At 58.5% G+C, this 23,247-nt stretch carries 21 protein-coding genes; 11 read left to right on the forward strand and 10 right to left on the reverse strand.

Going from position 1 to position 23,247, the window contains the following annotated elements; genetic code table 11:
* Positions 1-18 precede the first annotated feature (18 nt).
* The 4 genes from BMZ32_RS11860 to fabB all read left to right on the forward strand — a co-directional run bounded on the left by BMZ32_RS11860 (position 19) and on the right by fabB (position 4,765).
* On the forward strand, positions 19-900 hold the full coding sequence (locus BMZ32_RS11860) for an ABC transporter substrate-binding protein (RefSeq protein WP_090242251.1): 882 nt from the start codon (positions 19-21) through the stop codon (positions 898-900).
* On the forward strand, positions 897-2,840 hold the full coding sequence (locus tag BMZ32_RS11865; protein WP_090242252.1) for an ATP-binding protein: 1,944 nt from the start codon (positions 897-899) through the stop codon (positions 2,838-2,840). The genes BMZ32_RS11860 and BMZ32_RS11865 overlap by 4 nt, the downstream gene beginning before the upstream one ends.
* Before the next feature lie 176 nt (positions 2,841-3,016).
* A complete protein-coding gene (fabA, locus tag BMZ32_RS11870) occupies positions 3,017-3,532 on the forward strand; it encodes a 3-hydroxyacyl-[acyl-carrier-protein] dehydratase FabA (protein WP_090242253.1) in 516 nt (171 codons plus the stop codon).
* 12 nt (positions 3,533-3,544) lie between these two features.
* Positions 3,545-4,765, forward strand: coding sequence for a beta-ketoacyl-ACP synthase I (gene fabB / locus BMZ32_RS11875; protein WP_090242255.1), 1,221 nt, complete (start codon positions 3,545-3,547; stop codon positions 4,763-4,765).
* Positions 4,766-4,915: 150 nt separating this feature from the next.
* On the opposite strand, the gene BMZ32_RS11880 is transcribed toward fabB, so the two are convergent.
* From BMZ32_RS11880 to BMZ32_RS11890, 3 genes are all read right to left on the reverse strand, one after another.
* A complete protein-coding gene (locus BMZ32_RS11880) occupies positions 4,916-6,541 on the reverse strand; it encodes a methyl-accepting chemotaxis protein (protein ID WP_090242257.1) in 1,626 nt (541 codons plus the stop codon).
* Between the two features lie 176 nt (positions 6,542-6,717).
* Entirely contained in the window at positions 6,718-7,182 is a 465-nt protein-coding gene (locus BMZ32_RS11885) for a DUF3859 domain-containing protein (RefSeq protein WP_090242259.1), read from the reverse strand.
* A 62-nt stretch (positions 7,183-7,244) separates the two neighbouring features.
* On the reverse strand, positions 7,245-8,267 hold the full coding sequence (locus tag BMZ32_RS11890) for an amidohydrolase family protein (RefSeq protein ID WP_244153961.1): 1,023 nt from the start codon (positions 8,265-8,267) through the stop codon (positions 7,245-7,247).
* Between the two features lie 217 nt (positions 8,268-8,484).
* Here BMZ32_RS11890 and BMZ32_RS11895 point away from each other — a divergent pair, with 217 nt between their 5' ends.
* The 3 genes from BMZ32_RS11895 (at position 8,485) to BMZ32_RS11905 (ending at position 10,687) form a co-directional block, all read left to right on the forward strand.
* Positions 8,485-9,033, forward strand: a complete 549-nt coding sequence (locus tag BMZ32_RS11895) for a sigma-70 family RNA polymerase sigma factor (RefSeq protein WP_090242263.1) — start codon at positions 8,485-8,487, stop codon at positions 9,031-9,033.
* The gene (locus BMZ32_RS11900) at positions 9,030-9,743 is read left to right on the forward strand and encodes an anti-sigma factor (protein WP_090242265.1); all 714 of its coding nucleotides are present in this window, start codon (positions 9,030-9,032) and stop codon (positions 9,741-9,743) included. The genes BMZ32_RS11895 and BMZ32_RS11900 overlap by 4 nt, the downstream gene beginning before the upstream one ends.
* A gap of 152 nt (positions 9,744-9,895) precedes the next feature.
* A complete protein-coding gene (locus BMZ32_RS11905; RefSeq protein WP_090242267.1) occupies positions 9,896-10,687 on the forward strand; it encodes a DUF4394 domain-containing protein in 792 nt (263 codons plus the stop codon).
* 281 nt (positions 10,688-10,968) lie between these two features.
* Here BMZ32_RS11905 and BMZ32_RS11910 read toward each other — a convergent pair whose 3' ends face one another.
* The 4 genes from BMZ32_RS11910 to BMZ32_RS11925 form a co-directional block, all read right to left on the reverse strand.
* Positions 10,969-11,754: a dienelactone hydrolase family protein gene (locus BMZ32_RS11910; protein WP_090242269.1), complete on the reverse strand. Its 786-nt coding sequence runs from the start codon at positions 11,752-11,754 to the stop codon at positions 10,969-10,971.
* A 237-nt stretch (positions 11,755-11,991) separates the two neighbouring features.
* Positions 11,992-13,866: an MFS transporter gene (locus BMZ32_RS11915; RefSeq protein WP_090242270.1), complete on the reverse strand. Its 1,875-nt coding sequence runs from the start codon at positions 13,864-13,866 to the stop codon at positions 11,992-11,994.
* A gap of 107 nt (positions 13,867-13,973) precedes the next feature.
* Positions 13,974-14,303, reverse strand: a complete 330-nt coding sequence (locus BMZ32_RS11920) for an AzlD domain-containing protein (RefSeq protein ID WP_090242272.1) — start codon at positions 14,301-14,303, stop codon at positions 13,974-13,976.
* Positions 14,300-15,016, reverse strand: coding sequence for an AzlC family ABC transporter permease (locus BMZ32_RS11925; RefSeq protein WP_090242274.1), 717 nt, complete (start codon positions 15,014-15,016; stop codon positions 14,300-14,302). Before BMZ32_RS11925 ends, BMZ32_RS11920 begins: the two co-directional genes overlap by 4 nt.
* Positions 15,017-15,165: 149 nt before the next feature.
* Here BMZ32_RS11925 and BMZ32_RS11930 point away from each other — a divergent pair, with 149 nt between their 5' ends.
* A complete protein-coding gene (locus tag BMZ32_RS11930; RefSeq protein WP_090242276.1) occupies positions 15,166-16,422 on the forward strand; it encodes an MgtC/SapB family protein in 1,257 nt (418 codons plus the stop codon).
* Between the two features lie 68 nt (positions 16,423-16,490).
* Here BMZ32_RS11930 and BMZ32_RS11935 read toward each other — a convergent pair whose 3' ends face one another.
* Positions 16,491-17,855, reverse strand: coding sequence for a DNA recombination protein RmuC (locus tag BMZ32_RS11935; RefSeq protein ID WP_167376763.1), 1,365 nt, complete (start codon positions 17,853-17,855; stop codon positions 16,491-16,493).
* Positions 17,856-18,032: 177 nt separating this feature from the next.
* Positions 18,033-18,440 carry a tetratricopeptide repeat protein gene (locus BMZ32_RS11940; RefSeq protein ID WP_090242280.1) on the reverse strand — a complete coding sequence of 136 codons (408 nt, stop codon included), beginning with the start codon at positions 18,438-18,440 and terminating at the stop codon, positions 18,033-18,035.
* 585 nt (positions 18,441-19,025) lie between these two features.
* Here BMZ32_RS11940 and BMZ32_RS11945 point away from each other — a divergent pair.
* The 3 genes from BMZ32_RS11945 to BMZ32_RS11955 are packed head-to-tail and all read left to right on the forward strand — an operon-like array spanning position 19,026 to position 22,193.
* The gene (locus BMZ32_RS11945; protein ID WP_090242282.1) at positions 19,026-21,623 is read left to right on the forward strand and encodes an intermembrane phospholipid transport YdbH family protein; all 2,598 of its coding nucleotides are present in this window, start codon (positions 19,026-19,028) and stop codon (positions 21,621-21,623) included.
* 22 nt (positions 21,624-21,645) lie between these two features.
* Entirely contained in the window at positions 21,646-21,837 is a 192-nt protein-coding gene (locus tag BMZ32_RS11950; protein WP_090242284.1) for a YnbE family lipoprotein, read from the forward strand.
* Positions 21,838-21,848: 11 nt separating this feature from the next.
* Complete coding sequence (locus BMZ32_RS11955) at positions 21,849-22,193, forward strand: YdbL family probable chaperone protein (protein WP_090242285.1); 345 nt, start codon at positions 21,849-21,851, stop codon at positions 22,191-22,193.
* 61 nt (positions 22,194-22,254) lie between these two features.
* Here the strand turns inward: BMZ32_RS11955 and BMZ32_RS11960 are convergent, their stop codons facing one another.
* On the reverse strand, positions 22,255-23,247 hold the full coding sequence (locus BMZ32_RS11960) for a sulfate/molybdate ABC transporter ATP-binding protein (RefSeq protein WP_090242287.1): 993 nt from the start codon (positions 23,245-23,247) through the stop codon (positions 22,255-22,257).

Genomic DNA, 23,247 nt, shown 5'->3' on the forward strand with positions numbered 1-23,247 from the left:
CACTACTGAGGCCAATGGATGAGCCGCCTACTATTGTTCTGCTGCTGCCTCCTGATTGCACTGCCCGCCTGGACAGCTGAAATCATCTTCAGCAGCAGCACGGACAACCCTGCAATTCAGGCATTCGTCAACGAGCTGAAACAGCGCAGACCGGACGACCTGATCAGGTTTGTAGCTTTAAAGGATCTGCCAGAGCCCGCGCAGTTACCTGATACGAGTCGCCTGGTATTGCTCGATAGACCATCACTGGATTGGCGCCTAGCCGATCCTGCAGGCCCGCCTACCCTGGCCCTACGCATCAGTCGCCTACAAGCCAATAGCCTACCCGCCCCCCTACCCGCTCAGCTCAGCCTGCTCTGGAGCGACCCTTCACCGCAGCGCCAGATGCGCTTGGCGCGCTTACTGCTGCCCGCTGCGAAACGGGTCGGGCTGTTGTATGACGCCAACAGCGCCTTCCTCTTGGATGAATACCGCCAGGCCGCCAGGGCTCAAGGCATGACGCTCGTAACCCGGCGCTGGAGTGATACGCGCGACGGCCGCCCGCTGCTTTACCTGCTGGCACACAGCGACTTGCTGCTGGGTATGAACAACGTTGAGTTGTTTAACTCACACACAGTAAAAAACCTATTGCTCACCAGCTACACGCATCAGCGCCCGGTAATTGGCCCCAGCGCCAGCTTCGTCCAAGCGGGCAGCTTAGCAAGTATTTACAGCGACCAAAGTGACTGGCTGGACAGCCTAGAGGAACGCCTCGATCAGCCTCCAGCCAGTTGGCCGCAGAGCGGCTATCCCAGTCACTTTAAGGTCACTAGCAACCCCCAGGTCGCGCGCTCACTGGCAATTAAATTGCCCAGCAACGAATCACTGGCGCAGAAGCTCGCTGAAGGAGAACACCCATGAAGCTGCCACGCCACTGGAATATCCATACCCGCACGCAGCTAATCAGCGTGGGGCCAGCATTGCTGTTAACCCTGCTGCTGACAGGGTTCTTTACCTTCACGCGTATTCAGGAACTGCAGCAAGAGCTCAAGCAAACGGGCCAACTGATCGCCAGCCAACTGGCTCCAGCCACTGAGTACGGGGTTATTTCTGGAAACCTGACGGTGCTCAAATCGCTACTCGGGGTGACATTGCAGACCCCGCATGTGCGTTTTCTCGAAGTACGCGATCGCGACAATCGCATCCTTATTTACGTCGAGCAGCCCAACATTGATGCCCTTAGCCGTACCGAGATCAGCGTATTCGAGGCACCGATCCTGCTGCAGAAAGTCACCCTCAACGCAGACTTTATGCACAGTGATAACGCCAATCTTGCCCCCCTATCCGATGACTACCTGGGCCGTGTGGTGGTTGGCATCGCAAACGACGCGTTCAACACCCGTCAGCAGGAAATTCTCCTCAAGGCCGCCCTGCTCGCCCTGTTTGCCTTGGCGTTGACCTTTATTCTTGCCCGTCGCCTTGCCCGCCACCTGTCGCAACCCCTTAGCGCCATGGGCGAAGCCGTCAGAGCGATTCAAACTGGCAATTACCAAACGACCCTGCCAGAGGTCGGCGAAGGCGAACTGCAGGCCCTGGCGCGGCACATCAACAGCCTTGCCCACGGCCTTGCCAATGCCAGTGAAGAACAGCAGCGGGCCATGACATTGCTGATCCAGGCACGCGAACAATCAGAACTGGCTAACCGTGCCAAGTCTGACTTCCTGGCCATGATGAGCCATGAACTGCGCACTCCAATGAACGGTGTACTGGGTATGTTGCAGCTCTTGGAAACCACCGAAATGACCCAGGAGCAGGCGGAGTATGCGGCCATGGCCACCGAGTCCACCGAACACCTGCTTAAAGTCATCAACGATATCCTCGATTTCTCCCGCATCGAGCGTGGCGCATTAGAGCTGGAGCACATCCCCTTTAACCTGCAGGTGCTGCTACAAAGCTCAATTCAAGTATTCCAGCACAGCGCCCAGCAGCGCGGTCTGCAACTGCAACTGGATGCTCAGGCCGGCCTGGAGCAGCTGCAGGTCCAAGGCGACCCGACACGTATCCGGCAAATCTTGGTCAACCTAATCGGTAATGCGCTGAAATTTACTGAAACCGGCAGCATCCGTGTGCACTGCACCTGGCAAGCTTTGGATAACCAGGTGCTGTGGCTCAGTTGCGCGGTGCAGGACAGTGGTATTGGTATCTCCCCCGAGCGTCTGGAGCGCATGTTCGACGCCTTCCAGCAGGCCGACTCTTCTATTTCAAGACGTTACGGAGGTACTGGTCTGGGCTTACCTATCGCGCGCACGCTAGTAGAGCGTATGGGCGGCACGTTGCGAGCCGCCAGCGAGGAAGGTCATGGCTCGGTATTTACCCTAGAAATACCCCTGCCGTTTACTCAGCAAATCGTCCTTACGGCCAGCGATATCCAGCAATCGTCAGACCAAGGCAGCGGTCAGTCAGTGCTGTTAGTCGAAGATAACCCGGTCAACCAGACCGTGATTGAAGCCATGCTGCGCAGCCTGGGTTACCAGGTCAGCCTGATCGCAGACGGCGTACAGGCCGTACATCAGGTCAGCCGACAGCGTTATGCGGCGATTTTGATGGATTGCCGACTGCCGGTTATCGATGGTTACGAAGCCACGCGACGGATCCGCCAGCTGCCAGGTTGCGCTGACATACCGATTATTGCCCTGACCGCCAACGCCCTGCAGGGTGACCGCGAAGCCTGCTTGGAGTGCGGTATGAATGACTACCTGGCAAAGCCGTTCAAACGGGCGGATTTGCAGCGAATACTGCAGCGCTGGTTACCTTCTCGACCTTCGACGGGTAGTCAAGAAGATCGAAGTGCTGCAGGCTAACGTATGTAGCCGTTATGACAGGCCAACAAGAGCGGAGTACAACTGTACTCACAAGGCTGTGACTTTCACTACAACGCAACAGTCTATGACTAGGTTATTGGCAGGCGCAGCAAACTGCGCCGCCAGCCAGGACGATTCGCCCAGCCTTGGCGCATGGGACATATTGAGGAGCTCGCATGACCAAACAAAACGCCTTCACCCGGGAAGACCTGTTGCGCTGCAGCCGTGGCGAACTGTTCGGCCCAGGTAATGCGCAACTGCCCGCGCCGAACATGCTGATGATCGATCGCATCACCCATATCAGCGACACCGGCGGCAAGTATGGCAAGGGCGAAATAGTCGCCGAGCTCGATATCACTCCAGACCTGTGGTTCTTCGCCTGCCATTTCGAAGGCGATCCGGTGATGCCTGGCTGCCTCGGTCTTGACGCCATGTGGCAACTGGTGGGTTTCCACCTCGGCTGGCAAGGCCAGCCCGGCCGCGGTCGCGCTCTTGGCTCAGGCGATGTGAAATTCTTCGGCCAGGTGCTGCCAACCGCCAAGAAAGTCACCTACAACATCCATATCAAACGCACCATTGCCCGCTCCCTGGTCCTGGCTATTGCCGACGGTACCGTCAGCGTTGATGGCCGCGAGATATACAGCGCTGAAGGCTTACGTGTTGGCCTGTTCACCTCCACCGACAATTTCTAAAGGACTCTCTGCATGCGTCGCGTCGTAATTACCGGCCTCGGCATCGTTTCCTGCCTAGGCAATGACAAAGCCACCGTCTCTGACAGCCTGCGTGCGGGCAAGTCAGGTATCCGCTTCAACCCTGCTTATGCCGAAATGGGCCTGCGTAGCCACGTATCGGGCTCGGTTGACCTTAATCTCGAAGAGCTGATCGACCGTAAGGTCTATCGCTTTATGGGTGATGCCGCCGCCTTTGCCTACCTGTCTATGCAGCAAGCCATCGCGGATGCCGGGCTCAGCGCAGAAGACATCTCTAACCCACGTGTGGGCTTGATTGCAGGTTCCGGCGGCGCGTCGACCTTCAATCAGATGGAGGCCATGGACATCCTGCGCGAGAAAGGCGTCAAGCGTGTCGGCCCCTACCGCGTACCCCGCACCATGGGCAGCACCGTGTCCGCCTGTCTGGCCACGCCGTTCAAGATCAAAGGCGTCAATTACTCGATCTCCTCGGCCTGCGCCACCAGCGCGCATTGCATCGGCAATGCCATGGAGCAGATCCAGTTGGGCAAGCAAGACATCGTCTTTGCCGGCGGCGGTGAAGAAGAGCACTGGAGCCAGAGTTTCCTGTTCGATGCCATGGGCGCCCTCTCCACCCAATACAACGACACCCCGGAAAAGGCCTCGCGCGCCTATGACGCCAAGCGTGACGGCTTCGTCATCGCCGGTGGTGGCGGCATGGTGGTAGTCGAAGAGCTCGAACACGCCCTCAAGCGTGGCGCGAAAATCTATGCGGAAATCATCGGTTACGGCGCAACGTCCGATGGCTACGACATGGTCGCGCCGAGCGGCGAAGGCGCTGTGCGCTGCATGCAGCAAGCGCTGGCCACTGTAGATACGCCTATCGACTACCTGAATACCCACGGCACCTCGACGCCAGTTGGCGACGTTGCGGAAAGTCGCGCGGTACGTGAAGTGTTCGGTGCCAAGGCCCCCGCCATCAGCTCGACCAAGAGCCTGTCCGGTCACTCCTTGGGCGCCGCCGGCGTGCAGGAAGCGATCTACTGCATGCTGATGATGGAAGGCAACTTCATCGCCGGCTCGGTCAACATCGACGAAGTCGACCCGGAAATCGCCGACCTGCCGATTCAGCGCAGCACCGTTGAGAACGCCAAGCTCGATACCGTGATGAGCAACAGCTTCGGCTTCGGTGGCACCAACGCGACACTGGTACTCAAGCGCTGGGCTGGCAAATAAGCCAACACCTGTTGTTTGCACCATGAAAAAGGCCACTCCTTGGAGTGGCCTTTTTTGTTGGTTCTCTCGCGTGCCCTGCAACGCCGTAAAGCTGAGCGCCGACAACAACCGGCTCAGGTATAACTCTTGTTACAGCCGGCGCAACCCGTATCAGATAGAGAAACGCGACACTAATGTATTTAGGTCCACTGCCAGGCGTGACAACTCCTGACTGGCAGCTGTCGTCTGATTGGCGCCTGCCGACGACTGCATCGACAAGTCGCGGATATTCACCAAGTTCCGGTCCACTTCGCGGGCCACCTGGGCCTGCTCCTCAGAAGCACTGGCAATCACCAGATTACGTTCGTTAATGTGTGAGATGGCCGCGGTAATTTCTTCCAGAGCCTGCCCCGCAGCCTTAGCCACGTCCAACGTCGAGCGGGCTCGCGTGTTGCTATTCTGCATGGCATTAACAGCCTTATCGGTGCCCTGCTGAATGCCGCTGATCATCTGCTCGATTTCACTTGTCGACTGCTGAGTACGATGAGCCAAGGCGCGTACCTCGTCCGCTACCACAGCAAAGCCGCGACCCGCATCACCCGCCCGAGCTGCTTCAATAGCTGCGTTCAGCGCCAGCAGATTGGTCTGATCGGCAATCGAACGGATCACATCCAAGACCTTGCTGATATCACGTACCTGACCAGCCAGTTGCTCGACTTCGGATGCAGTATGGGTAACGTCATCCGCTAGAGAGCTGATCGAATCAACAGTTTGACGCACCTGCTCGCGCCCATGAAGCGCCGTCCGGTTGGACTCGCTGGACGCTTCGGAGGTACTGACCGCATTGCGCGCCACTTCCTCGACAGCGCTGGTCATCTCATTAACGGCCGTCGCGGCCTGTTCGATTTCATTATTCTGCTGCAGCAAGCCGCGAGTTGAATCCTCAGTGACCGCATTAAGCTCTTCTGAGGCTGAAGCCAGCTGGTTGGACGAGTCAGAAATATTCTGAATGGTGCTACGCAGGCTTTGCTGCATGCTTTTCAGCGCCCCCAGCAAGCGCGCCGGCTCATCCGTACCCAATACATTGATGGACTGCGTTAGATTGCCACTGGCCACCACTTCGGCAACCTTCACGGCTTCGATCAGCGGCGCGACGATGCTGCGGGTCAGCAGCAGTGCCAGAACCACGGTAAGCAAAAGCGCCAACACAATCATCGCAACGACCCAGAATTGGGCACTTGCGAACACTTCGGCGGCACTGTCGGCAGCCGCGGTAGCGCTTGTTCGATTGAGCACGGACAAATCACTCAGGGCCTTGGCCATACCGTCAGCATGCGCATTAAGTGAGCCACTAGCCACCGCCAAGGCAGCGTCGAGATCGTTCTGACGCAGCGCCTCCAAAATCTTACGCTGCTCTTGGAAGTAGCCGCCTTGGGCTTGTTTGAAACGATCGAATATAGCTTTTTCTTCACTGCTAGCAATCAGCCGCTCATAACTGTCCTGAGCAACGTTCAATTTACCCACGAGCTCATTAATACTTGCGAGGTTTTGCTGGGTCATGCCGTCGTCGTGATTAAGCATCGAGCGTAGGGTCAGTGCACGAATACGCAAAATATCCTGGTTAATCTCACCCAGACTGAGAATGCTCGGCAACCAGTTACCGTTAATTTCCTCTGACTTTTTATTGATCTCAGCCATCTGCAATAGTGAAAAGCTGCCAAGCAGTAACACCAGCAAGGCTAACAAGCCGAAGCCAAGTGATGCTCTGGGCGCGATATTGAGGTTTCTTAGAGTCATAGGGCCGTCCTGCATAGTCGTGATGTCAGCCGCACAAGGGCTTTATAGTTAAAGTCGCCTTACAACCTGACGCAAAATGTTACTCAACATACTAACGGCTTACGCGCGCTTTACTTTAGGCCTGAAAATAAAAAACCCGAGCATAACCCGGGTTTACATTCATTGCTCTAGGTCAATTAACGCACAATAAAGCGCTGCTCCACTAACATGCGGTCATCCTGAAACACCATAAAGTGCCATTCACCCGGCACCACTTCATGCGCCTCGGTGAATTCGAAGGCCATGACATCCTGCGGCGCAGCGGGCACCAGCTTTTGCGTCACGACAAATTTGTCATGCCGCTTGCCATCCGGGGTGACAACGCCTGGGGTGAGATAAAGCAGGGTCAGCGGCGAGTCATTGGCCTGCTTACCCGCCAGGCTGTAGCGCAGACCGAATTTGCTGCCAAGCTTGGCGGGGATCAGCTCAGCGGTTTCGATCTGCTGGTTGCTACGGGCCAGCACCCGCTCGCCCGCCTGGAAGTCCTGATAATCGCTGACGAACACACCATATTCGACCGGACCCTCAACATGGACTTCGGCATGAGCCAGGTTGCTGATCAGGGCAAGTGCGGCCAGGCCGCTGAAACGGGTGTAGTGCATGTCGCGCTCCTTTTTAGATGAGCGCGAGCCTATGACACCGATGTGACAGCGCGATGACAGGCTTACTCTGCCAGCTCGGCCTGCACCTTGCGTGGCAGCACGGCCAGGAAGTTATCGCGCGCCACCTGCTGGGCGACATCCTCGGGCAAGGCGTCGAGAAACGGCTTAAAACCCGTCATATTTTCAGCCAGGCCATTAAAACGGCCAACCACGTCAGAACCCAACATAAAGCGCGCCGGGTAACTGCTGACCAATTTCACCCAAGCCGGATCAGGCTTACCCTCGGCGTCCAGCAGGTAGGGCTGGAGCATGGTCCAAGACAGGTCGATATACAGATTGGGGTACTGCTTGAGCATTCGCTGAAGAGTCGGCAGAAGGAAATCCAGCTTTTCCTGATGTCGATGAATCTCCATGCTGGTGCCGGCATGCGCCCATATAAACCGCACATGCGGATGGTTGCGCAGCGGGTCTTCGATCTCCTGCAGGTACAACGGATTACGCTCACGCTTGGAGGTGATATTGGAATGCAACATCACCGGCAGGTCGTACTCGGCCGCCAGATGGAAAACCCGCGCCAGGGCCTCGTTATTGGCCCGTGGGGTATCGCCATTAATCAGCGCCGTGAGGTCATCATGCCGGGTAAATACCTCACCAATACCCTGCCACAGCCCTGGATCGAGTTCGAGCATGCGGCGTATATGAGCGTCGGCATTCTTGTCATTCGGGTTGAAGCCCGAGAGAAATGGGTGCAGGCGCGTACGCTGTTCGGCGGGCACTTGTTTGTATGCATGCGCCACCAGCACATCGGTGGCGCTGTACCAATAGGCGTCGGCATCATCGCCGGCGTAGTAACGCGGGCGCTTAGGCTCGTCCTCATGCCACTTCTTCGCCACTGGAATGCCCGAGAGCATCACATGCTCAATGTTACCAGCGGCCATTTGCTCAAATAGCTCGGTCATGCCGGCGCTTTCTTGAAAGAAATCGACGTAGTGCAGGTGCGCATCGCTGTAACGATACTCGCGAGCCTGGGCAAACTGAGCGGTAAGGCCCAGGATTAAGGCAAAACTGATTCGTAGGGCATGCAAGTGGGCGTCCTCCTGACAGACTGAGCACATAGACTCCACGTATTAAGCGCAAGTTCATCCCGGTTTGTCCTCCAACTGGCAACTCGCGAACCGAGTTACAGCTATCGCACCGCCGGCTGCAAGCTGACAGAGAACATTTGTTGCACTCGCGCGACATCCAAACAGGTCGCACTCGGGTATAACCCTTGGCACGCTCACACACTCAGGAACCCGGTGCATGGCGCAGCCGCTGTTTGATTACGAAAGCCATCTGGAAGCCTGTGCTCGGCAGGACGACCGCGCATTCCAGGCGCTCTACCAACAGGAGGCCGCGCAGATGCTCGGGTTGGCCATCACCTTGCTCGGCCGTCGTGATCAAGCCGAAGACTGTGTGCACGATGCCTTTGTGCAGATCTGGCGCAACGCCCAGCGTTTTCAGCGGGCACTTGGCAGCGGTCGTGCGTGGATCTACAGCATCCTGCGCTACCGCGCGCTGAACCAGCTACGCAGCCGGGGTCGCACGGTGGAACTGGATGACGACTTTATCGAACGCGCCGCCGATGACAGCCCGCAGGCCGCCGAACTGCTGGAACAACAAGGCGAACATCGAGAGCTTCGTCGCTGCCTGCAGAACATCGAACGCAATCGCCGTCACCCGATCCTGCTGGCCTTCTATCGCGGCCTGACCCATGAACAAATCGCCAACCGCCTGACCACCCCGCTGGGCACTATCAAAGGCCGTATCCGCGCCGGTTTGCGCGCGCTGCAGGAGTGTTTGCACGCATGATTACGCAGCAACCTGCCGAACGCCGCGCATTGATCGGCGAATACGTCTTGGGCCTGCTCGATGAGGCCGAAGCCGCTGAGGTGCACGAGCTGATTGAGCACGATGCCGAAGCCGCGCAAATGGCCCTGCAGTGGCAGCAGCACTTTCTTGAGCTGAGCGACCAATTGCCCCCACAGACACCCTCAGCGCAATTGTGGCAACGCCTGCAGAACAGCCTCGGCCTGACGCCAGCCGTCAGCCGCGTCAACAGCTGGCTGGCCTGGTGGCAGAGCCTGACCACCTGGCGCCTCACCAGCGCCGCCCTGGCCTTCGCCCTGATCATCGCCGTGCTGCCTGATCTATGGCGCACGGATACTGCCGCCAACAGCTACACCGTAGTCCTGCAAGCCCCAGGTGAAGCGGCTAAACCAGGTTGGGTAGTGCATGTGGATGGCAGTGGCAGCCTGCGCCTGCAACCGCTGCTGGAAGATCAGATCCCGACCGATCGTTCCGTGCAGTTCTGGACCCTCATCGACCCAGCCATCGGCCCGCGCTCCCTAGGCTTGGTCGAACCGGGTAAACCGCTGCAACTGTCTGCCGAACAGATTGGCGCGGTACAACCCGGCCAGCTGTTCGAACTGACCTTGGAACCGGCCGGCGGCTCGCCCAAGGACCGGCCAACCGGTAAGGTGCTGTATATCGGTCGTGCGGTGATGGCATCGATCAACTGAGGTTGTTTGCAAAAACTGAATTTATTTTCAGGCGACGACATCCAGACGTTCTCTCGTGGGTATAGCTATCAGGTGTTTCATCGAGGCACCTGCAAGGCAGGCAATGTTCGGCCTTGCATCGATGCTGGATAACCACAGATGAGAGAACGCATATGAACAGCCTCAATACCCTGCTGACCGCTGCCGTTACCACTGCCACCCTCAGCCTCGCCGCTGGCACTGCCAGCGCAGCGACCCTACTGGCCCTGGGCGCCGACGGCCAGCTGTTCAAGATTGACAGCGCTAGCCACAAAGTCATCGCGACCATGCCTGCCAGCAGCCCAAGCCCACTGCGCGGCATCGATGTGCGCCCGGCCAACGGCATGCTCTATGCGCTAGGCGGTGACAATCAGCTCTACACCCTGGACCTGACCACTGGCGCAGCCAGCAAGGTCGCCAGCCTGAACAAGCAGCTACCAGGCAGCGGCCAGGCGGTCATCGACTTCAATCCGGTGGCTGACAAAATGCGCATGCTGGCCGCCGACGGCACCAACTTCCGCGTCAATGTCGACACCGGTGAAGTAACGGTCGATGGTTCAGTGGCCTACGCCGCTGACGGCGCCTATGCAGGCAAAAGTGCACAAGTGGTGGCTGGGGCCTACACCAACTCCTATGCCGGCACCCAGGCGACGTCGCTGTACAACGTCGACCTGGCCAGCAGCAGCCTGATGCTGCAAAACCCGCCAAACGATGGGGTTCAGCAAGTGGTTGGCATGGTCGCCGATGGTTTGAAAAACGCTGCGATGGACATCGCCAGCGACGGCAAAGGCGGCAACACCGCCTACCTGCTGACCGGCACCACGCTGCATACCGTGGACCTGGCCAGCGGTAAGCCAATGACGCTAGGCGATGTTGCCGACCTGCCGGGCAATATCATTGATATCGCCGTACTGCCAGGCATGTAGAACCTATATCGAGTCTGCTGCGCGTCGGCGATACGGCGTTACAAATGGCCCCGGCAAGCCGCTTGCGGCTAACGCGCTTTAGCGCGGCCCGCAGGGCGAGTGAAACGAGTAATGCTCATTTACAGCTCGTAAACTCGTGTGCGAGCCCAGTCCGCTTCCTCGGCGCTTTGACCAGCCAGATGCTGTTACTACGTAGCGCCTTGTCTCGATCTAGCTGGCGAGACTCGAAACAGGTTCTAAGCAAGGATGCGGGAAGGCCGCCTGGCCTTCCCGTTCACGGTTTATTTGGCAAAGGTTTCATCGAACAGATTATCCATGGCCTTGAACGCGCGAGCGGCCACCAGCGGGTGGTACTCATTGCGCCCCGGCACATTGGCCTCCGGGTTGGTGAAGGAATGCACCGCACCGCCGTAGCTGACCAATTGCCAATCGGCTTTCGTCGCTTTCATTTCCGCAATAAAGCCATCGACCTGCTCCTGCGGCACCGCCGGGTCATCCGCGCCATGCAGCACCAGCACCGGCGCCTTGATGTTTTGTGCATCACGCGGATCAGGCGTATCCAAGTTGCCGTGGAAAGACACAAAGCCTTTCAGCTGCGCACCAGAACGGGCCAGTTCCAGTACGGTTCCGCCACCAAAGCAGAAACCAATAGCGCCTAACCGCGTGGTATCCAATGGCAGCTGCCCAGCCTGCGCTTTGAGCACATCAACCGCCGCCTGCGCACGCTTACGCATCAGCGGCCTATCGCTGCGCACCGTCGTGGCCGCTACCTTGGCTTCATCGGCATTAGTCGGACGAATAGCTTTGCCGTACATGTCAGCAACGAATATGACGTATTTGTCGCCAGCCAGCAGCGCGGCCTTGGTTGCCGCGTTTTCACTAACGCCCATCCAGTTAGGCACCATCAGCAGACCCGGACGCGGCGTAGTGACCGCATCGTCATAGACCACTAGGCCTTCGAACGCTTCACCGTCAATTTCATACGGCACCGGCTTAACCACTATGGCCGCATCGGCCATACCGATCATCCCAGCACATAACAGGGGCAATAGAGTTTTCGTAGACATGGCGATTTCCTGATGGGGTTGAGCAGAACAACAACCATAGTCCGCAGTGTCCGGATGACCAAGCGCAGCAGCAGACAGCACACGGGGCAAAGGTTTCAGCCTGTTTCGCAGTTACGCTTGTTCAGCCCAGCGCTCTTTGATTTCCAGAGTCGCCGGCAATTGCTGAATAAACAGCTCGACCAACCTGTCAATCAGCCACCGAGTAACCCCCAGTGGCTGAGGGTTAATTGAGCCGTGCTACAGCCGATCACCGCGTAACGCAGCCACCTGCGCCTGCAGCAGTTCGCGCTTGACCGACTCGGCGGCTACCGGTGTGCCCGCTACTAGGGTGATGCGCGACCACAGGCGTTTGAATAAACCCTTGTGCGGATCACGGCTGAAAAAGCTGCCCCATAAGCCTTGCAACGCCATGGGAATCACCGGCACCGGGTTAGTTTCGATGATGCGTTCGATGCCGTTTTTAAACTCATTAAGCTCGCCATCGGTGGTCAGCTTACCTTCCGGGAAGATGCACACCACCTCGCCATTGCGCAGGTATTCGGCGATTTTCTTGAAGGCGGCGTCGTAGATCAGCAGGTCTTCGTTGCGCCCGGCAATCGGTACGGTACCGGCGGTGCGGAAGATGAAATTGAGCACCGGCAGGTTGTAGATCTTGTAGTACATGACAAACCGCACCGGCCGGCGCACCGCACCACCGACCAACAACGCATCGACAAACGATACGTGGTTGCACACCAGCACCGCCGCGCCTTCATCCGGAATCGCCTCTAGCCCCTTGTGCTCAACCCGGTACATCGAGTGGCTGAGCAGCCAGATCATAAAGCGCATGCTGAATTCGGGGACGATCTTGAAGATGTAGCTGTTGACCGCGATGTTCATCAGCGAAATGGTCAGGAACAGCTGTGGGATCGACAACTCGGCGACGCTGAGAAAGAGGATCGAGGCAATCGCCGAAGCCACCATAAACAGCGCGTTAAGAATGTTGTTGGCGGCAATCACCCGTGCCCGCTCATGCTCCACCGTGCGCGACTGGATCAGTGCATACAGCGGCACGATATAGAAGCCGCCAAACAAACCGATGCCCAGAATCGAGCCGAGAATCCACCACGCCTGGCTGTAGCTCAACACCGTCAGCCAGTCATGCGCCACCGCGGCCTCCGGGAAACCGCCGGAAAACCACCACAGCAAAATACCGAATACCGTGAGGCCGATTGAGCCGAAGGGCACCAGACCAATTTCCACCTTGTGCCCGCTCATGCGCTCACACAGCATCGAGCCCAGGCCAATGCCCAGGGAGAACATGGTGAGGATCAATGTGACAACGCTTTCATCGCCGTTCAGCCACTCTTTGGCATAGGCCGGAATCTGCGTCAGGTACACCGCACCCAGGAACCAGAACCAGGAATTGCCCACCAGCGAGCGCGACACCGCCGGACGCTGGCCCAGGCCGAGTTTCATGATCAGCCAGGACTGACGCAGGATGTTCCAATCCAGCTTGAGCTCTGGCATGGCCGGCGAAGCCGCGGGGATCCCCCGGCTGGCCAAATACCCGAGCACGGCTACCAACACTACGCAGGCGGCGACGATAGACGCATAACCGCTGCTGGCCATGATGATCCCCGCGCCAACGGTGCCGGCCAGAATCGCCAAAAAGGTGCCCATTTCCACCAGCGCGTTACCGCCCACCAGCTCTTGTTCTTCGAGGTGCTGCGGCAGAATCGAGTACTTCACCGGGCCGAACAGCGCCGACTGCGTGCCCATGGCAAACAGCACCGCGAGCATTAGCGGCAGGCTGCCGAGCAGCACACCGGCGGCCCCTAACAGCATGATCACAATCTCGGCGAACTTGATCTTGCGGATCAGCGCGTCCTTGGCGAACTTCTCGCCAAACTGCCCGCCGAGGGCCGAGAACAGAAAGAACGGCAGGATAAACAGCAAGGCGCAGAGGTTGATCAGCAAAGCCTTGTCGGTGCCGGAACTGATCTTGAACAGAATGGCGAGAATCAGTGATTGTTTGAAGATGTTGTCGTTGAAGGCGCCCAAAAGCTGGGTAATGAAAAACGGTAAAAAGCGTTTCTTACCCAGCAATGCGAATTGTGATTGTTCGGTCATCGTCCGTGTACCTGTCTGCGAGGAGGTCAGGCATTTGACTGCAAGAACACCTGACAAAGCCACAGCCACGCGCACTTTTTGCTGCACCCGCAGCAAATTAATGGCGCCTACAACGGCAATTGGCCCAGCAACCCGCGCAGCACAAAGAACACCAACAAACCGCCACCGATGGTGGCCAGCAAGTGCCGGGTGAGTGCGGCGATGGCAATCGTCACCATGCCTGCCAGCAAGTAGGCGTTATCCAGATTAAACGCCCACTGCTGACCATCGGGGATGAGCATGCCCGGCAGTACAATCGCGCTCAACACGGCCGTTGGCACGTAATGCAGGCTCTGGCGCACCAATGGCGGAAAACGCAGATCAGGAAAGGCAAACAAACTGTAGCGAATGGCAAAGGTAATCAGCGCCATGCCGAGAATCAGCAGCCAAGTATTCATACCCCACCGTCCTCGCCACTGGCTGGCGTTTTATAGCGCTCCAGCAGCACGCCAATTGCAATACCACTGAGCGCCGCTGCCATCAGCCCCAGCTTGTAGGGCCAGCTATGGCACAACAGGGCTACTGCGCCCGCGACCAATGCGGCGGCAATTTGCGGTTGGCTGCGCAGCGCCGGCACCACAATGCCGATAAAGGTCGCCAGCATGGCGAAATCCAGCCCCCAGCCCGCCAGGTTCGGCACGCTCTGACCAAACAGTGCGCCCACCAGCGAACTGCTCACCCACGACACATACAGCGCCAGTGCCACACCGGCGTGGTACCACTGGCCATGCTCAGCCATTCCGCGCGCCAGGTAACGGCGCTGCACCACGGCAAAGGTTTCATCGGTCAAACCGAACGCCAACGACACCCGCCAACGCTGCGCCAACCCACCCACATAAGGTTGCAGCGCTGCGCTGTAAAGCACATGGCGAAGGTTGACGACGAAGGTGGTGAGCAAAATCACCAACGTACCGCTGCCCAATGTCAGCAGGCTGATGGCAATAAATTGCGCGGAGCCGGCATACACCAGCAATGACATGCCCAGCGCCTGCCCGAGGCTCAGCCCGGCCAGGCTGGCCAACGCACCGTAGATCAAACCGAACGGCAGAATCCCTACGATCATTGGAATACTGTCGCGACTACCATAGAGAAAATGCTGTAAACGGCTCATGCGCCCTCCTTGAGCAGGACAGCCTGCCGCATCCCAGCCGCAACGTCTTGAACAATCTTGCGCATTGACGCAACCACACACTGACGTGCCGCAATACAGCCTGACACTCACTGGCTAAACTGCCAGCATTGCTCACTTAGGACGCGCTCATGCCGGAAGCTCTCGACACCTTGCTCAATTTTGCCAGCGCCTTGGCCGCCGGCCTGTTGATTGGTGCCGAGCGCGGCTGGCAGGGACGCAATGCCGATGACACCACGCTGGTGGCGGGAATTCGCACCTTCGCCCTAAGCAGCCTGCTCGGGGCCTTTGCCATGTTGCTTGGCGAACACTTCAGCGTCATCGCCTGGGCAGTGATTTTTGCCAGTTTTGCTCTGCTGGTGGTGGCTTCTTACTTTGGCGAACTGCAACGCTTGGGTGATATGGGCATGACCAGCGAAGTCGCGCTGCTGATCACTTTTCTGCTGGGTAGCCTGGCCATGGCCGGTTATGCCGGTTTGGCCGCTGGGGGCGCGGTGGCCGTGGCACTGCTGCTGAGCCTCAAGCAATCCTTGCACAGTGCCCTGCAGCGCCTCAGCGAGGCGGAGCTCTCCGGCGCGCTGAAGCTGCTGTTTATTTCCCTGGTGCTGCTGCCGGCGCTACCTAATCAGGGTTACGGCCCCTGGCAGGTATTCAACCCCTACGCTATGTGGTGGATGGTGGTGCTGATCGCCAGCATCGGCTTTGCTGCCTATGTGGCAATCCGCTTGGTGGGTATGCGCAGTGGCCTGCTGATCACCTCACTGCTCGGCGGCATGGTCTCCTCTACCGCCATGACCATAACCCTGGCCCGACTGGCGGCAGGACCTAACCTGCAAGCGATCCTGGCCAGCGGCCTACTCGCCACCTCGGCCCTGATGTTTCCGCGCATCCTGCTGGAAGTCGGCATCGTCAACGCCAGCCTTTTGCCACAGCTGGTCTGGCCACTGGGCGTCGCCACTCTGGTATACGCCAGCGGTGCGTTGCTGTATTTCCGTCGCGCCGGCACCGAGAGTGAGGAAGCGGCCGAACCGCCGCTGAAAAACCCGTTTGAACTAGGTCCTGCCCTGCGTTTCGCCTCGCTGCTGGCGTTGATTCTGCTACTGGTTGAAGCGGCGCAGCGCTGGCTCGGCGATGTCGGCGTCTACCTGGTCGCACTGCTCTCGGGGCTGGCCGATGTCGATGCCATCACCCTGTCGCTGGCGCGCAGCGCGCAAGGTGAGCTAAATGCCCAGGTCGCTGTGCAGGGGATCTTTCTTGCCGCGCTCAGCAACAGCGTGGTCAAGGCCTGTCTCGTCGCGCTGATTGGCGGCCGCAAGCTCGCGCTGATGACCCTGCCCGTTATGGCGGCCGGCCTGCTGGCCGGTGCCGCGGTATTACTGCTGCTTTAAAGCAACGCCGCGCCATAAACCCTCAGACTGTTGAGCGAATACTCGCCCAACAGCCTGATTAATACGCCCTACTCGGCCACTTGATCATCCAGCGCCATCACCCCAGCCGCCTGTTCGAGCAGCTCGGTAGGTAGACTCTTGCTGGCACGCGCGCCCAGCAGTTTGAGGTTCTCCACCCGGCTGATGATATTGCCCCGGCCATCACAAAGCTTGTTACGCGCCCCGGCATAGGCCTTGTCCAGCTGCTGCAGGCGTGCACCGACTTCATCGAGGTCCTGAATAAAGGCAACGAACTTGTCGTACAGCGCCCCGGCGCGCTCGGCAATCTCGCGCGCATTCTGACTTTGCCGTTCCTGCCGCCACAAGCTGTCAATCACCCGCAGCGTGGCAAGCAAGGTAGTCGGGCTAACGATGACGATATGTTGATCAAAGGCCTCCTGAAACAAGCCGGGATCCGCCTGCAGCGCTGCGGCAAAGGCCGCCTCAATCGGCACGAAGAGCAGCACGAAGTCCAGACTGTGCAGGCCTTCAAGACGTTGATAGTCCTTGAGCGAAAGGCCTTTCAAGTGATTACGCAGTGACAGCACATGCTGCTTCAACGCCAGCTGCCGAGTCGGCTCGTCATCGGCGGCAATAAACTGTTGATAGGCCGTCAGACTGACCTTAGCGTCCACCACAACCTGCTTGTCGCCCGGCAGCTGGATCAGCACATCCGGCTGGAAGCGCTCGCCGTCGGCGCTCTTCAGGCTGACCTGGGTGTGGTACTCGCGGCCCTTCTCCAAGCCGGCGTGCTCCAACACTCTTTCGAGCACCAGCTCGCCCCAGTTGCCTTGGGTTTTCTGGCCCTTGAGGGCGCGAGTCAAATTAGTCGCCTCATCGCTCAAGCGCTGATTGAGCTGCTGCAAACGCTCCAGCTCCTTACCGAGAGAAAACCGTTCGCGGGCCTCTTGCTGGTAGCTTTCTTCCACGCGTTTTTCGAACGACTGGATGCGCTCTTTCAACGGGTCGAGCAACTGGCCGAGCTGCTGCTGGCTGGTCTCGGCAAAACGCTGCTCGCGCTCATCGAAAATCTTCCCAGCCAGCTCGGCAAACTGCGCACGCAACTCATCGCGCGAGCCTTGCAGATCGCTCAGGCGCTGCTGATGGCTGTCCTGCTGTTCTTTGAGCTCAGCACTCAGCGAAGCGCGCAATGCATCCAGGCGGCGGATTTCGGCTTCCTGCTGTTCACGCTGGCGCGTCCAGGACTGCGCCGCGTCACGGGCGATCTGCCGTTCCTGTTGCAGCAGGTCAGCTTCACGGCGCAGCGCCGCCAGTTCGGCCTGTTGATCGGCCTTGATCTCACTGATCTCGGCGATTTCTTCACGGCAATCGTCCAGCTGCGCTGCCAGGCCGGCCTGGGCCAGTTGCGCGTTACTCAGGCGCTCCTGCAACAAGCTGAATTCCAGCTGCTGGCGCGCCAGGCGGCGCTGCAGCGACCAAGCGAGATAAATAAGGGGAAGGGCTGCAGCGGCAATGCCAAGTAATGCAGGCGCCAGCGCGGTGGATAGATCAATGGGCATAAGCAGCTCCGCAGAAAAGTACTGGCAGTATAACCAGTACCCTAAGCAGAGTCAGAGCTGTTTAAGCAGTTGTTGCGCCTCTAGCGAGCCCTGCCCAGCTGCTAACTCCAGCCAATGCCGCGCTTTTTTCGGCTCGTTGTGGCGAGACTGGCAATACAACTGACCAAGCTCAAGCTGAGCCCCCATATCACCGGCGCGCGCCGCCTGACGCAGCAGCTCAAAGCCCATGCGCCGATCACGCGGGTTGCCGCAATCGCGGCAGAGCAGCTGGCCCAAACGGCTTTGCGCCTGCACAACACCTTGTAAGGCGGGTTGCTTGAGCAGCCGACCGGCAAAGCGTTTGACGCTCGGCGCTTCACTCAGGCGCGGGCTGTCCAGCAACCAGAGTGCAACGCGCGCAGGCAAACGAGGCGTGACAACAGAGTGAGCAGCAGGGATACGAGTAATTACGCGTGGCATAAAAAGCAGAGGTAGCTGGAAAGGCGCGCCACTCTACTCTTATTTTCGCCAAGGTAAAGCCTTGTAAAAAGCGCAAACCCGCGGTCTAGAGCAAGCGCTCGGGTTAATCCACAGAAGCTGTGGATAACTTGGTGGATAACATGGGATCAAGCGTCGTTATCGCTTACCCCGTGGGGCCTGAGGTCAAACTGGTGATTTTTTCACCAGCATAAAAAACTCATATATTTCATTGACTTATAAAATCATTAAAAAGAATCAAGGGTTTACGTCAAACACTGAATTTAACTTGACGAGACGCATCGCAATTGTGCACAAGTCGCTGCGGCAAGCCGTCGCACTGCCCTTTTTCAGCGCAAAAAAGCCTGTAATCGCCACCCCGTCTATGCAGAGGGTGGCAATACCTTAGGCTTGTCAGGGTTAGCAGCCGCAGGCATGGCGCATGGTGCTTCGCTTAAAATCCGCCCACAGTGGAGGCTGCAACTGAACAGCCTACGTAACCCAGTCACACAGCAGCCGTGATTGGCAGCATGGTGGACATGGGTTAACGTCCTGCCACGCCACACTCCCCACTATGGATCAGTGCTTATGCCCAGCCGGCGCACCTGGCTGCGACTTATTGGTTGCTTGGTTTTACTGCTTATATTGCTTGGCGCATACGGCTACCTGAGCCTCAGCCGCGTACTCGACCGCGAGCAAATAGAAAACGTTGAATGGCACGGTCTGGGCCTCACCACTCAGGGCATCCAGCTTGAGCAACTGAGCCTGCAGCACCCCAACGGCGCAGTAGCCCTGCAGCAGCTGCACTTTAAGTGGCGCGGCTTCAGCCTGGCGCTGCCGTTCTGGCAGCAGATTGATATTGCCCAGCTGCAACTGAGCCTGCCCTCTCGCCCCGAGCCAACAAGCGCTGACAGCAGCAATCTGGACGCGCTGCTTGAACAGCTTGGCGCAGTCATCAGCCTGATGCCGCAACGTTTGCAGATCGATGCACTACAAATCGAGCTGCCCTGCGCTGCAACGCGCTGCCAACTGCAGGGCGATCTGCGCCTTCTCAAACAGCCATCAGAAACTGGGCAGCAGCTCGACGTGCAACTCAACCTGCAGCACCAGCAAGATCAGCTGGGCTGGCACGCTCAATTACAAGGTGATGCTTCAGCGGCAGCACTGCAGCTAAGCCTGGCTGTCAACCAGCAAGCGCAATTGCAGCTCAACAGCCGCCTGCAACGCACGGCCATCGGCCAGCGCTGGCAAGGTGATCTGAGTGGTGACCTACAGCACAGCACGGTACTGCACAGCTGGCTTAGCCAGTGGCTACCCAGCAGTCGCGAGCTGCCGGAAGCGCCAACGGCGGCACAGTTTCAAGCGAGCTGGCAGCTGCAACTGGCGTCTGGCCCGATTAGCCTGGCGCTGCTGCAGCAGGCCAGCGGCCAGATCAAAGCCAGCGCCAGCCTGGAAGAACCCTGGCCGCTGCCTGCTATCGGGCAGCTGCAGGGCAGCGTTGAGCTTTCTGCACGTGGGCTGGATGGGCAGTGGCTGGCCGATAGCCTTAGCGCCGACCTTAGCCTGCAGCACATCGCCCAGGCGCTGGTTAGCGGTTTACCGACACCCCTGCATCCCGAAGCCTTGCAGCTGAAGATCCAGGCCACGCCCATGCCAGCGTTGATTGCCGAAGCGTTGAGCGGCCGCGCCCTGCCCCTGCAGGTTCAACTCACGGGCAAAGGGCCCAGCCCATTTGCATTACAGGGCACCCTGATTCTGGCCGATGGATTGCCCTGGGGCTTGCAACTGCTGGAGGGTACGCTCAGCGCCAGCAGCCCTGCATTGCAGCTAGAGGGTTGGGATATAGGCCCGCTGCAGGCGCAGGTGCACCTCGACGGCTATGTCGATCAACAGCAACTGCAGTTGAAACTGGGTAAAGGTTCGCAACTCAGCCTGCAGCACCTAAATAATGGTGACTTTCGCGCCCAACAGCTCACGGCCAGCAGCAACGCACTACAACTCCAGGCACAGCTAGCAGCCGGTACGCTGCTCGACTGGCAGCTGCAAGGCCCCCTCGACCTCAATGCACAGCTGCAGCACGAACAACTGCAACCCCAGCGTTGGTACTGGCAAGGCCCTTTGAATGCCAGCCAAGAGCGGACAGAATTGAATGGCACACTGCGCAACGACGCCGGGCTGCAGCTCACGCTGCAGGCACAACACAACAGCGCTGAGAGCCTCAACCTGCAAGCGAAACTCAACGAAGTGTTTTTGCGCAGCGGCAACCCATTACAAGCCAGCTTCACCGCCTGGCCTGCCCTGCTCGAGCTGAATAACGGCCGCCTGAGCGCCAACGCTAACCTGAGCCTGGCCAGCGACCAGCAGCTGCCCACTTTTAAGCTTGAGCTGACCGGCAAGGGGTTGGCCGGGATTTATGACCGTACCGCGCTGGAAGGCTTGAACAGCCATCTCCATCTGCGAATCGGCCCAAAACAGCTGCAACTTGAGTTGTCTGATCTGCGCCTGGCCCAAGCCGACCCGGGCATACCGCTGGGCCCAGTGCAGCTCAGCGGCCGCTACAGCGCCTCGTTACAAGCCCCGACACAAGGCCGCTTAGAGCTACGCCAAGCGGACGCAGCGCTGATGGGCGGCAACCTGCATCTCCCCGCTGGGCAGTGGAACCTGGCCGCTGAGCCGCTGCTATTTCCCGTCGAGGTGCAAGGCCTGGAACTTGAGCAACTGTTTACCCTCTACCCCACAGAGGGTTTGGCCGGCACAGGTACCCTGGATGGCCGCTTACCGCTGCACGTTAGCCGCCAGGGCGTGACCATCGGACAAGGCCAACTGAGCGCACGCAAGCCTGGCGGCCAGCTACAGTTTCATTCCGAACGCATCCGCGCCTTGGGTCGCAGCAACCCGGCGATGCAACTGGTGACCCAATCGCTGGAGGACTTTCGTTTCACCGTCCTCAGTAGCCAAGTTGACTACACCCGAGACGGTAAGCTGAACCTAGCCATGCGCCTTGAGGGGCAGAACCCGGCCATCGAACAGGGCCGACCGATCCACTTCAATATCAATCTAGAAGAAGACATCCCTACCCTGCTGGCCAGCCTGCAATTGACTGACAAAGTCAGCGATATCATCAGGCAACGCGTGCAACAGCGTATGCTGGAACGCAATGCCAAGACGGCTCCGACAGAGCCCTGATTCATGATCAAGGAGAAGCGCCATGCGCTTGCGTAATTGTTTCGCCGCTCTGCTGCTCGGCCTGATCAGCACAGCCTGCACCCCGACTGTGCAGCTAGCGATGCCCAATGAGCCGATCAACATCAACCTTAATGTGAAGATCGAGCACGAAATTTATATCAAGGTGGATAAAGCCCTGGACAGCATGTTCAGCGAATCCAGCGGTTTGTTCTAAGGAGCCCGAACATGACTATTTATAAACGCCTTGCCGGCTTGTTACTGCTGCTCAGCCTGAGCCTGCCAGCCGTCGCGCTTAATCTTAACGATGCCATGTCAGCTCTGGGCGATGCTAAAGCCAGCGGTCAGCTGGGCGAAATGCCTAACGGATACCTGGGGGTTGTCAGTAGCAACGGCCAGGCCGCCGAAATCGCCAAACTGATCAACCAAGCGCGGCGCGCCGAATATCAAAAACTGGCGGCCCAGAATGGCATTCAATTGAGTGATGTGGAGGTCATAGCCGGACAGAAAGCTATGGATAAAACCCCGCCCGGGCAGTACATCCAGCGGCAAGGTAAGTGGCAACGCAAATAGCCTGAAGCCCAAAACCAACAAGGAGCGCGATGCGCTCCTTGTTGGTTTTATCCGCCTGAACTCAGCGTTGCTGAATCACCGGCTGCCCTGCTTTGGGCTTGAAGTACAGGGTTTCACCGCGGCTCAGGTTGGCCAGGCTGAGGTGATCCTTGGCGACTTCGGCCTCGATCGGCTCACTCTGCCCGGCGACCTTGAGGGTCACGCGGGTGATCGCGCCTAACGGGCGAATATCGCGCACTTCACCGGCCTGATGGCCTTCTTCCGCCTGGCGCGAGAGGTGAATCTCGTGCGGACGGAACAGCACATGATGATCGTCGCCGACATACAGGCGATTAGCATCGCCGAGGAAGTGATAAACGAAGTCACTGGCCGGATTTTCATAGACTTCACCGGGCGAGCCGATCTGTTCGATCACGCCTTTGTTCATCACCACGATGCGATCGGCGACTTCCATGGCCTCTTCCTGGTCGTGGGTGACGAACACCGAGGTCAGGTGCACTTCTTCATGCAGGCGCGCCAGCCAACGGCGCAACTCCTTGCGCACCTTGGCATCCAGCGCGCCGAAGGGCTCGTCGAGCAGCAACACTTTCGGCTCTACCGCCAGGGCGCGGGCCAAGGCGATACGCTGGCGCTGGCCGCCGGAGAGCTGCTCCGGGTAACGGTCCGCCAACCAGTCGAGCTGCACCAGATCGAGCAGTTCATGGACCTTTTTCTTGATCACGTTCTCGTTCGGCCGTTCACCTTTAGGCTTCATGCGCAGGCCAAAGGCGACGTTGTCGAACACCGTCATGTGGCGGAACAAGGCGTAATGCTGAAACACGAAGCCGACATTACGGTCGCGCACATCGTGGCTGGAGACATCTTCGCCGTGAAACTCGATGCTGCCGCTGTCCGGAGTTTCCAGACCGGCAATGATGCGCAGCAAGGTGGTTTTGCCGCAGCCAGACGGGCCGAGCAGAGCCACCAACTCACCGCTCTGGATATTCAGGTTGATGTCGTTCAGCGCTTTGAACGCATTGAAGTTCTTGCTGACATTGGACACTACGATCGACAT

It is taken from the genome of Pseudomonas guineae, from assembly GCF_900113745.1.
Taxonomy (GTDB): Bacteria; Pseudomonadota; Gammaproteobacteria; order Pseudomonadales; family Pseudomonadaceae; genus Aquipseudomonas; species Aquipseudomonas guineae.

Excerpts from the sequence above, each read along its gene's own strand:
- BMZ32_RS11885 (WP_090242259.1), bottom strand. The coding sequence starts at position 7,182 with ATGCACTACACCCGTTTCAGCGGCCTGGCCGCACTTGCCCTGATCAGC.
- BMZ32_RS11950 (WP_090242284.1), top strand. The coding sequence starts at position 21,646 with ATGCGCTTGCGTAATTGTTTCGCCGCTCTGCTGCTCGGCCTGATCAGC.
- BMZ32_RS11895 (WP_090242263.1), top strand. The coding sequence starts at position 8,485 with ATGGCGCAGCCGCTGTTTGATTACGAAAGCCATCTGGAAGCCTGTGCT.
- BMZ32_RS11930 (WP_090242276.1), top strand. The coding sequence starts at position 15,166 with ATGCCGGAAGCTCTCGACACCTTGCTCAATTTTGCCAGCGCCTTGGCC.
- BMZ32_RS11920 (WP_090242272.1), bottom strand. The coding sequence starts at position 14,303 with ATGAATACTTGGCTGCTGATTCTCGGCATGGCGCTGATTACCTTTGCC.
- BMZ32_RS11915 (WP_090242270.1), bottom strand. The coding sequence starts at position 13,866 with ATGACCGAACAATCACAATTCGCATTGCTGGGTAAGAAACGCTTTTTA.
- BMZ32_RS11865 (WP_090242252.1), top strand. The coding sequence starts at position 897 with ATGAAGCTGCCACGCCACTGGAATATCCATACCCGCACGCAGCTAATC.
- fabB (WP_090242255.1), top strand. The coding sequence starts at position 3,545 with ATGCGTCGCGTCGTAATTACCGGCCTCGGCATCGTTTCCTGCCTAGGC.
- BMZ32_RS11880 (WP_090242257.1), bottom strand. The coding sequence starts at position 6,541 with ATGACTCTAAGAAACCTCAATATCGCGCCCAGAGCATCACTTGGCTTC.
- BMZ32_RS11860 (WP_090242251.1), top strand. The coding sequence starts at position 19 with ATGAGCCGCCTACTATTGTTCTGCTGCTGCCTCCTGATTGCACTGCCC.
- fabA (WP_090242253.1), top strand. The coding sequence starts at position 3,017 with ATGACCAAACAAAACGCCTTCACCCGGGAAGACCTGTTGCGCTGCAGC.
- BMZ32_RS11925 (WP_090242274.1), bottom strand. The coding sequence starts at position 15,016 with ATGAGCCGTTTACAGCATTTTCTCTATGGTAGTCGCGACAGTATTCCA.
- BMZ32_RS11940 (WP_090242280.1), bottom strand. The coding sequence starts at position 18,440 with ATGCCACGCGTAATTACTCGTATCCCTGCTGCTCACTCTGTTGTCACG.
- BMZ32_RS11960 (WP_090242287.1), bottom strand. The coding sequence starts at position 23,247 with ATGTCGATCGTAGTGTCCAATGTCAGCAAGAACTTCAATGCGTTCAAA.
- BMZ32_RS11955 (WP_090242285.1), top strand. The coding sequence starts at position 21,849 with ATGACTATTTATAAACGCCTTGCCGGCTTGTTACTGCTGCTCAGCCTG.
- BMZ32_RS11910 (WP_090242269.1), bottom strand. The coding sequence starts at position 11,754 with ATGTCTACGAAAACTCTATTGCCCCTGTTATGTGCTGGGATGATCGGT.
- BMZ32_RS11945 (WP_090242282.1), top strand. The coding sequence starts at position 19,026 with ATGCCCAGCCGGCGCACCTGGCTGCGACTTATTGGTTGCTTGGTTTTA.
- BMZ32_RS11900 (WP_090242265.1), top strand. The coding sequence starts at position 9,030 with ATGATTACGCAGCAACCTGCCGAACGCCGCGCATTGATCGGCGAATAC.
- BMZ32_RS11905 (WP_090242267.1), top strand. The coding sequence starts at position 9,896 with ATGAACAGCCTCAATACCCTGCTGACCGCTGCCGTTACCACTGCCACC.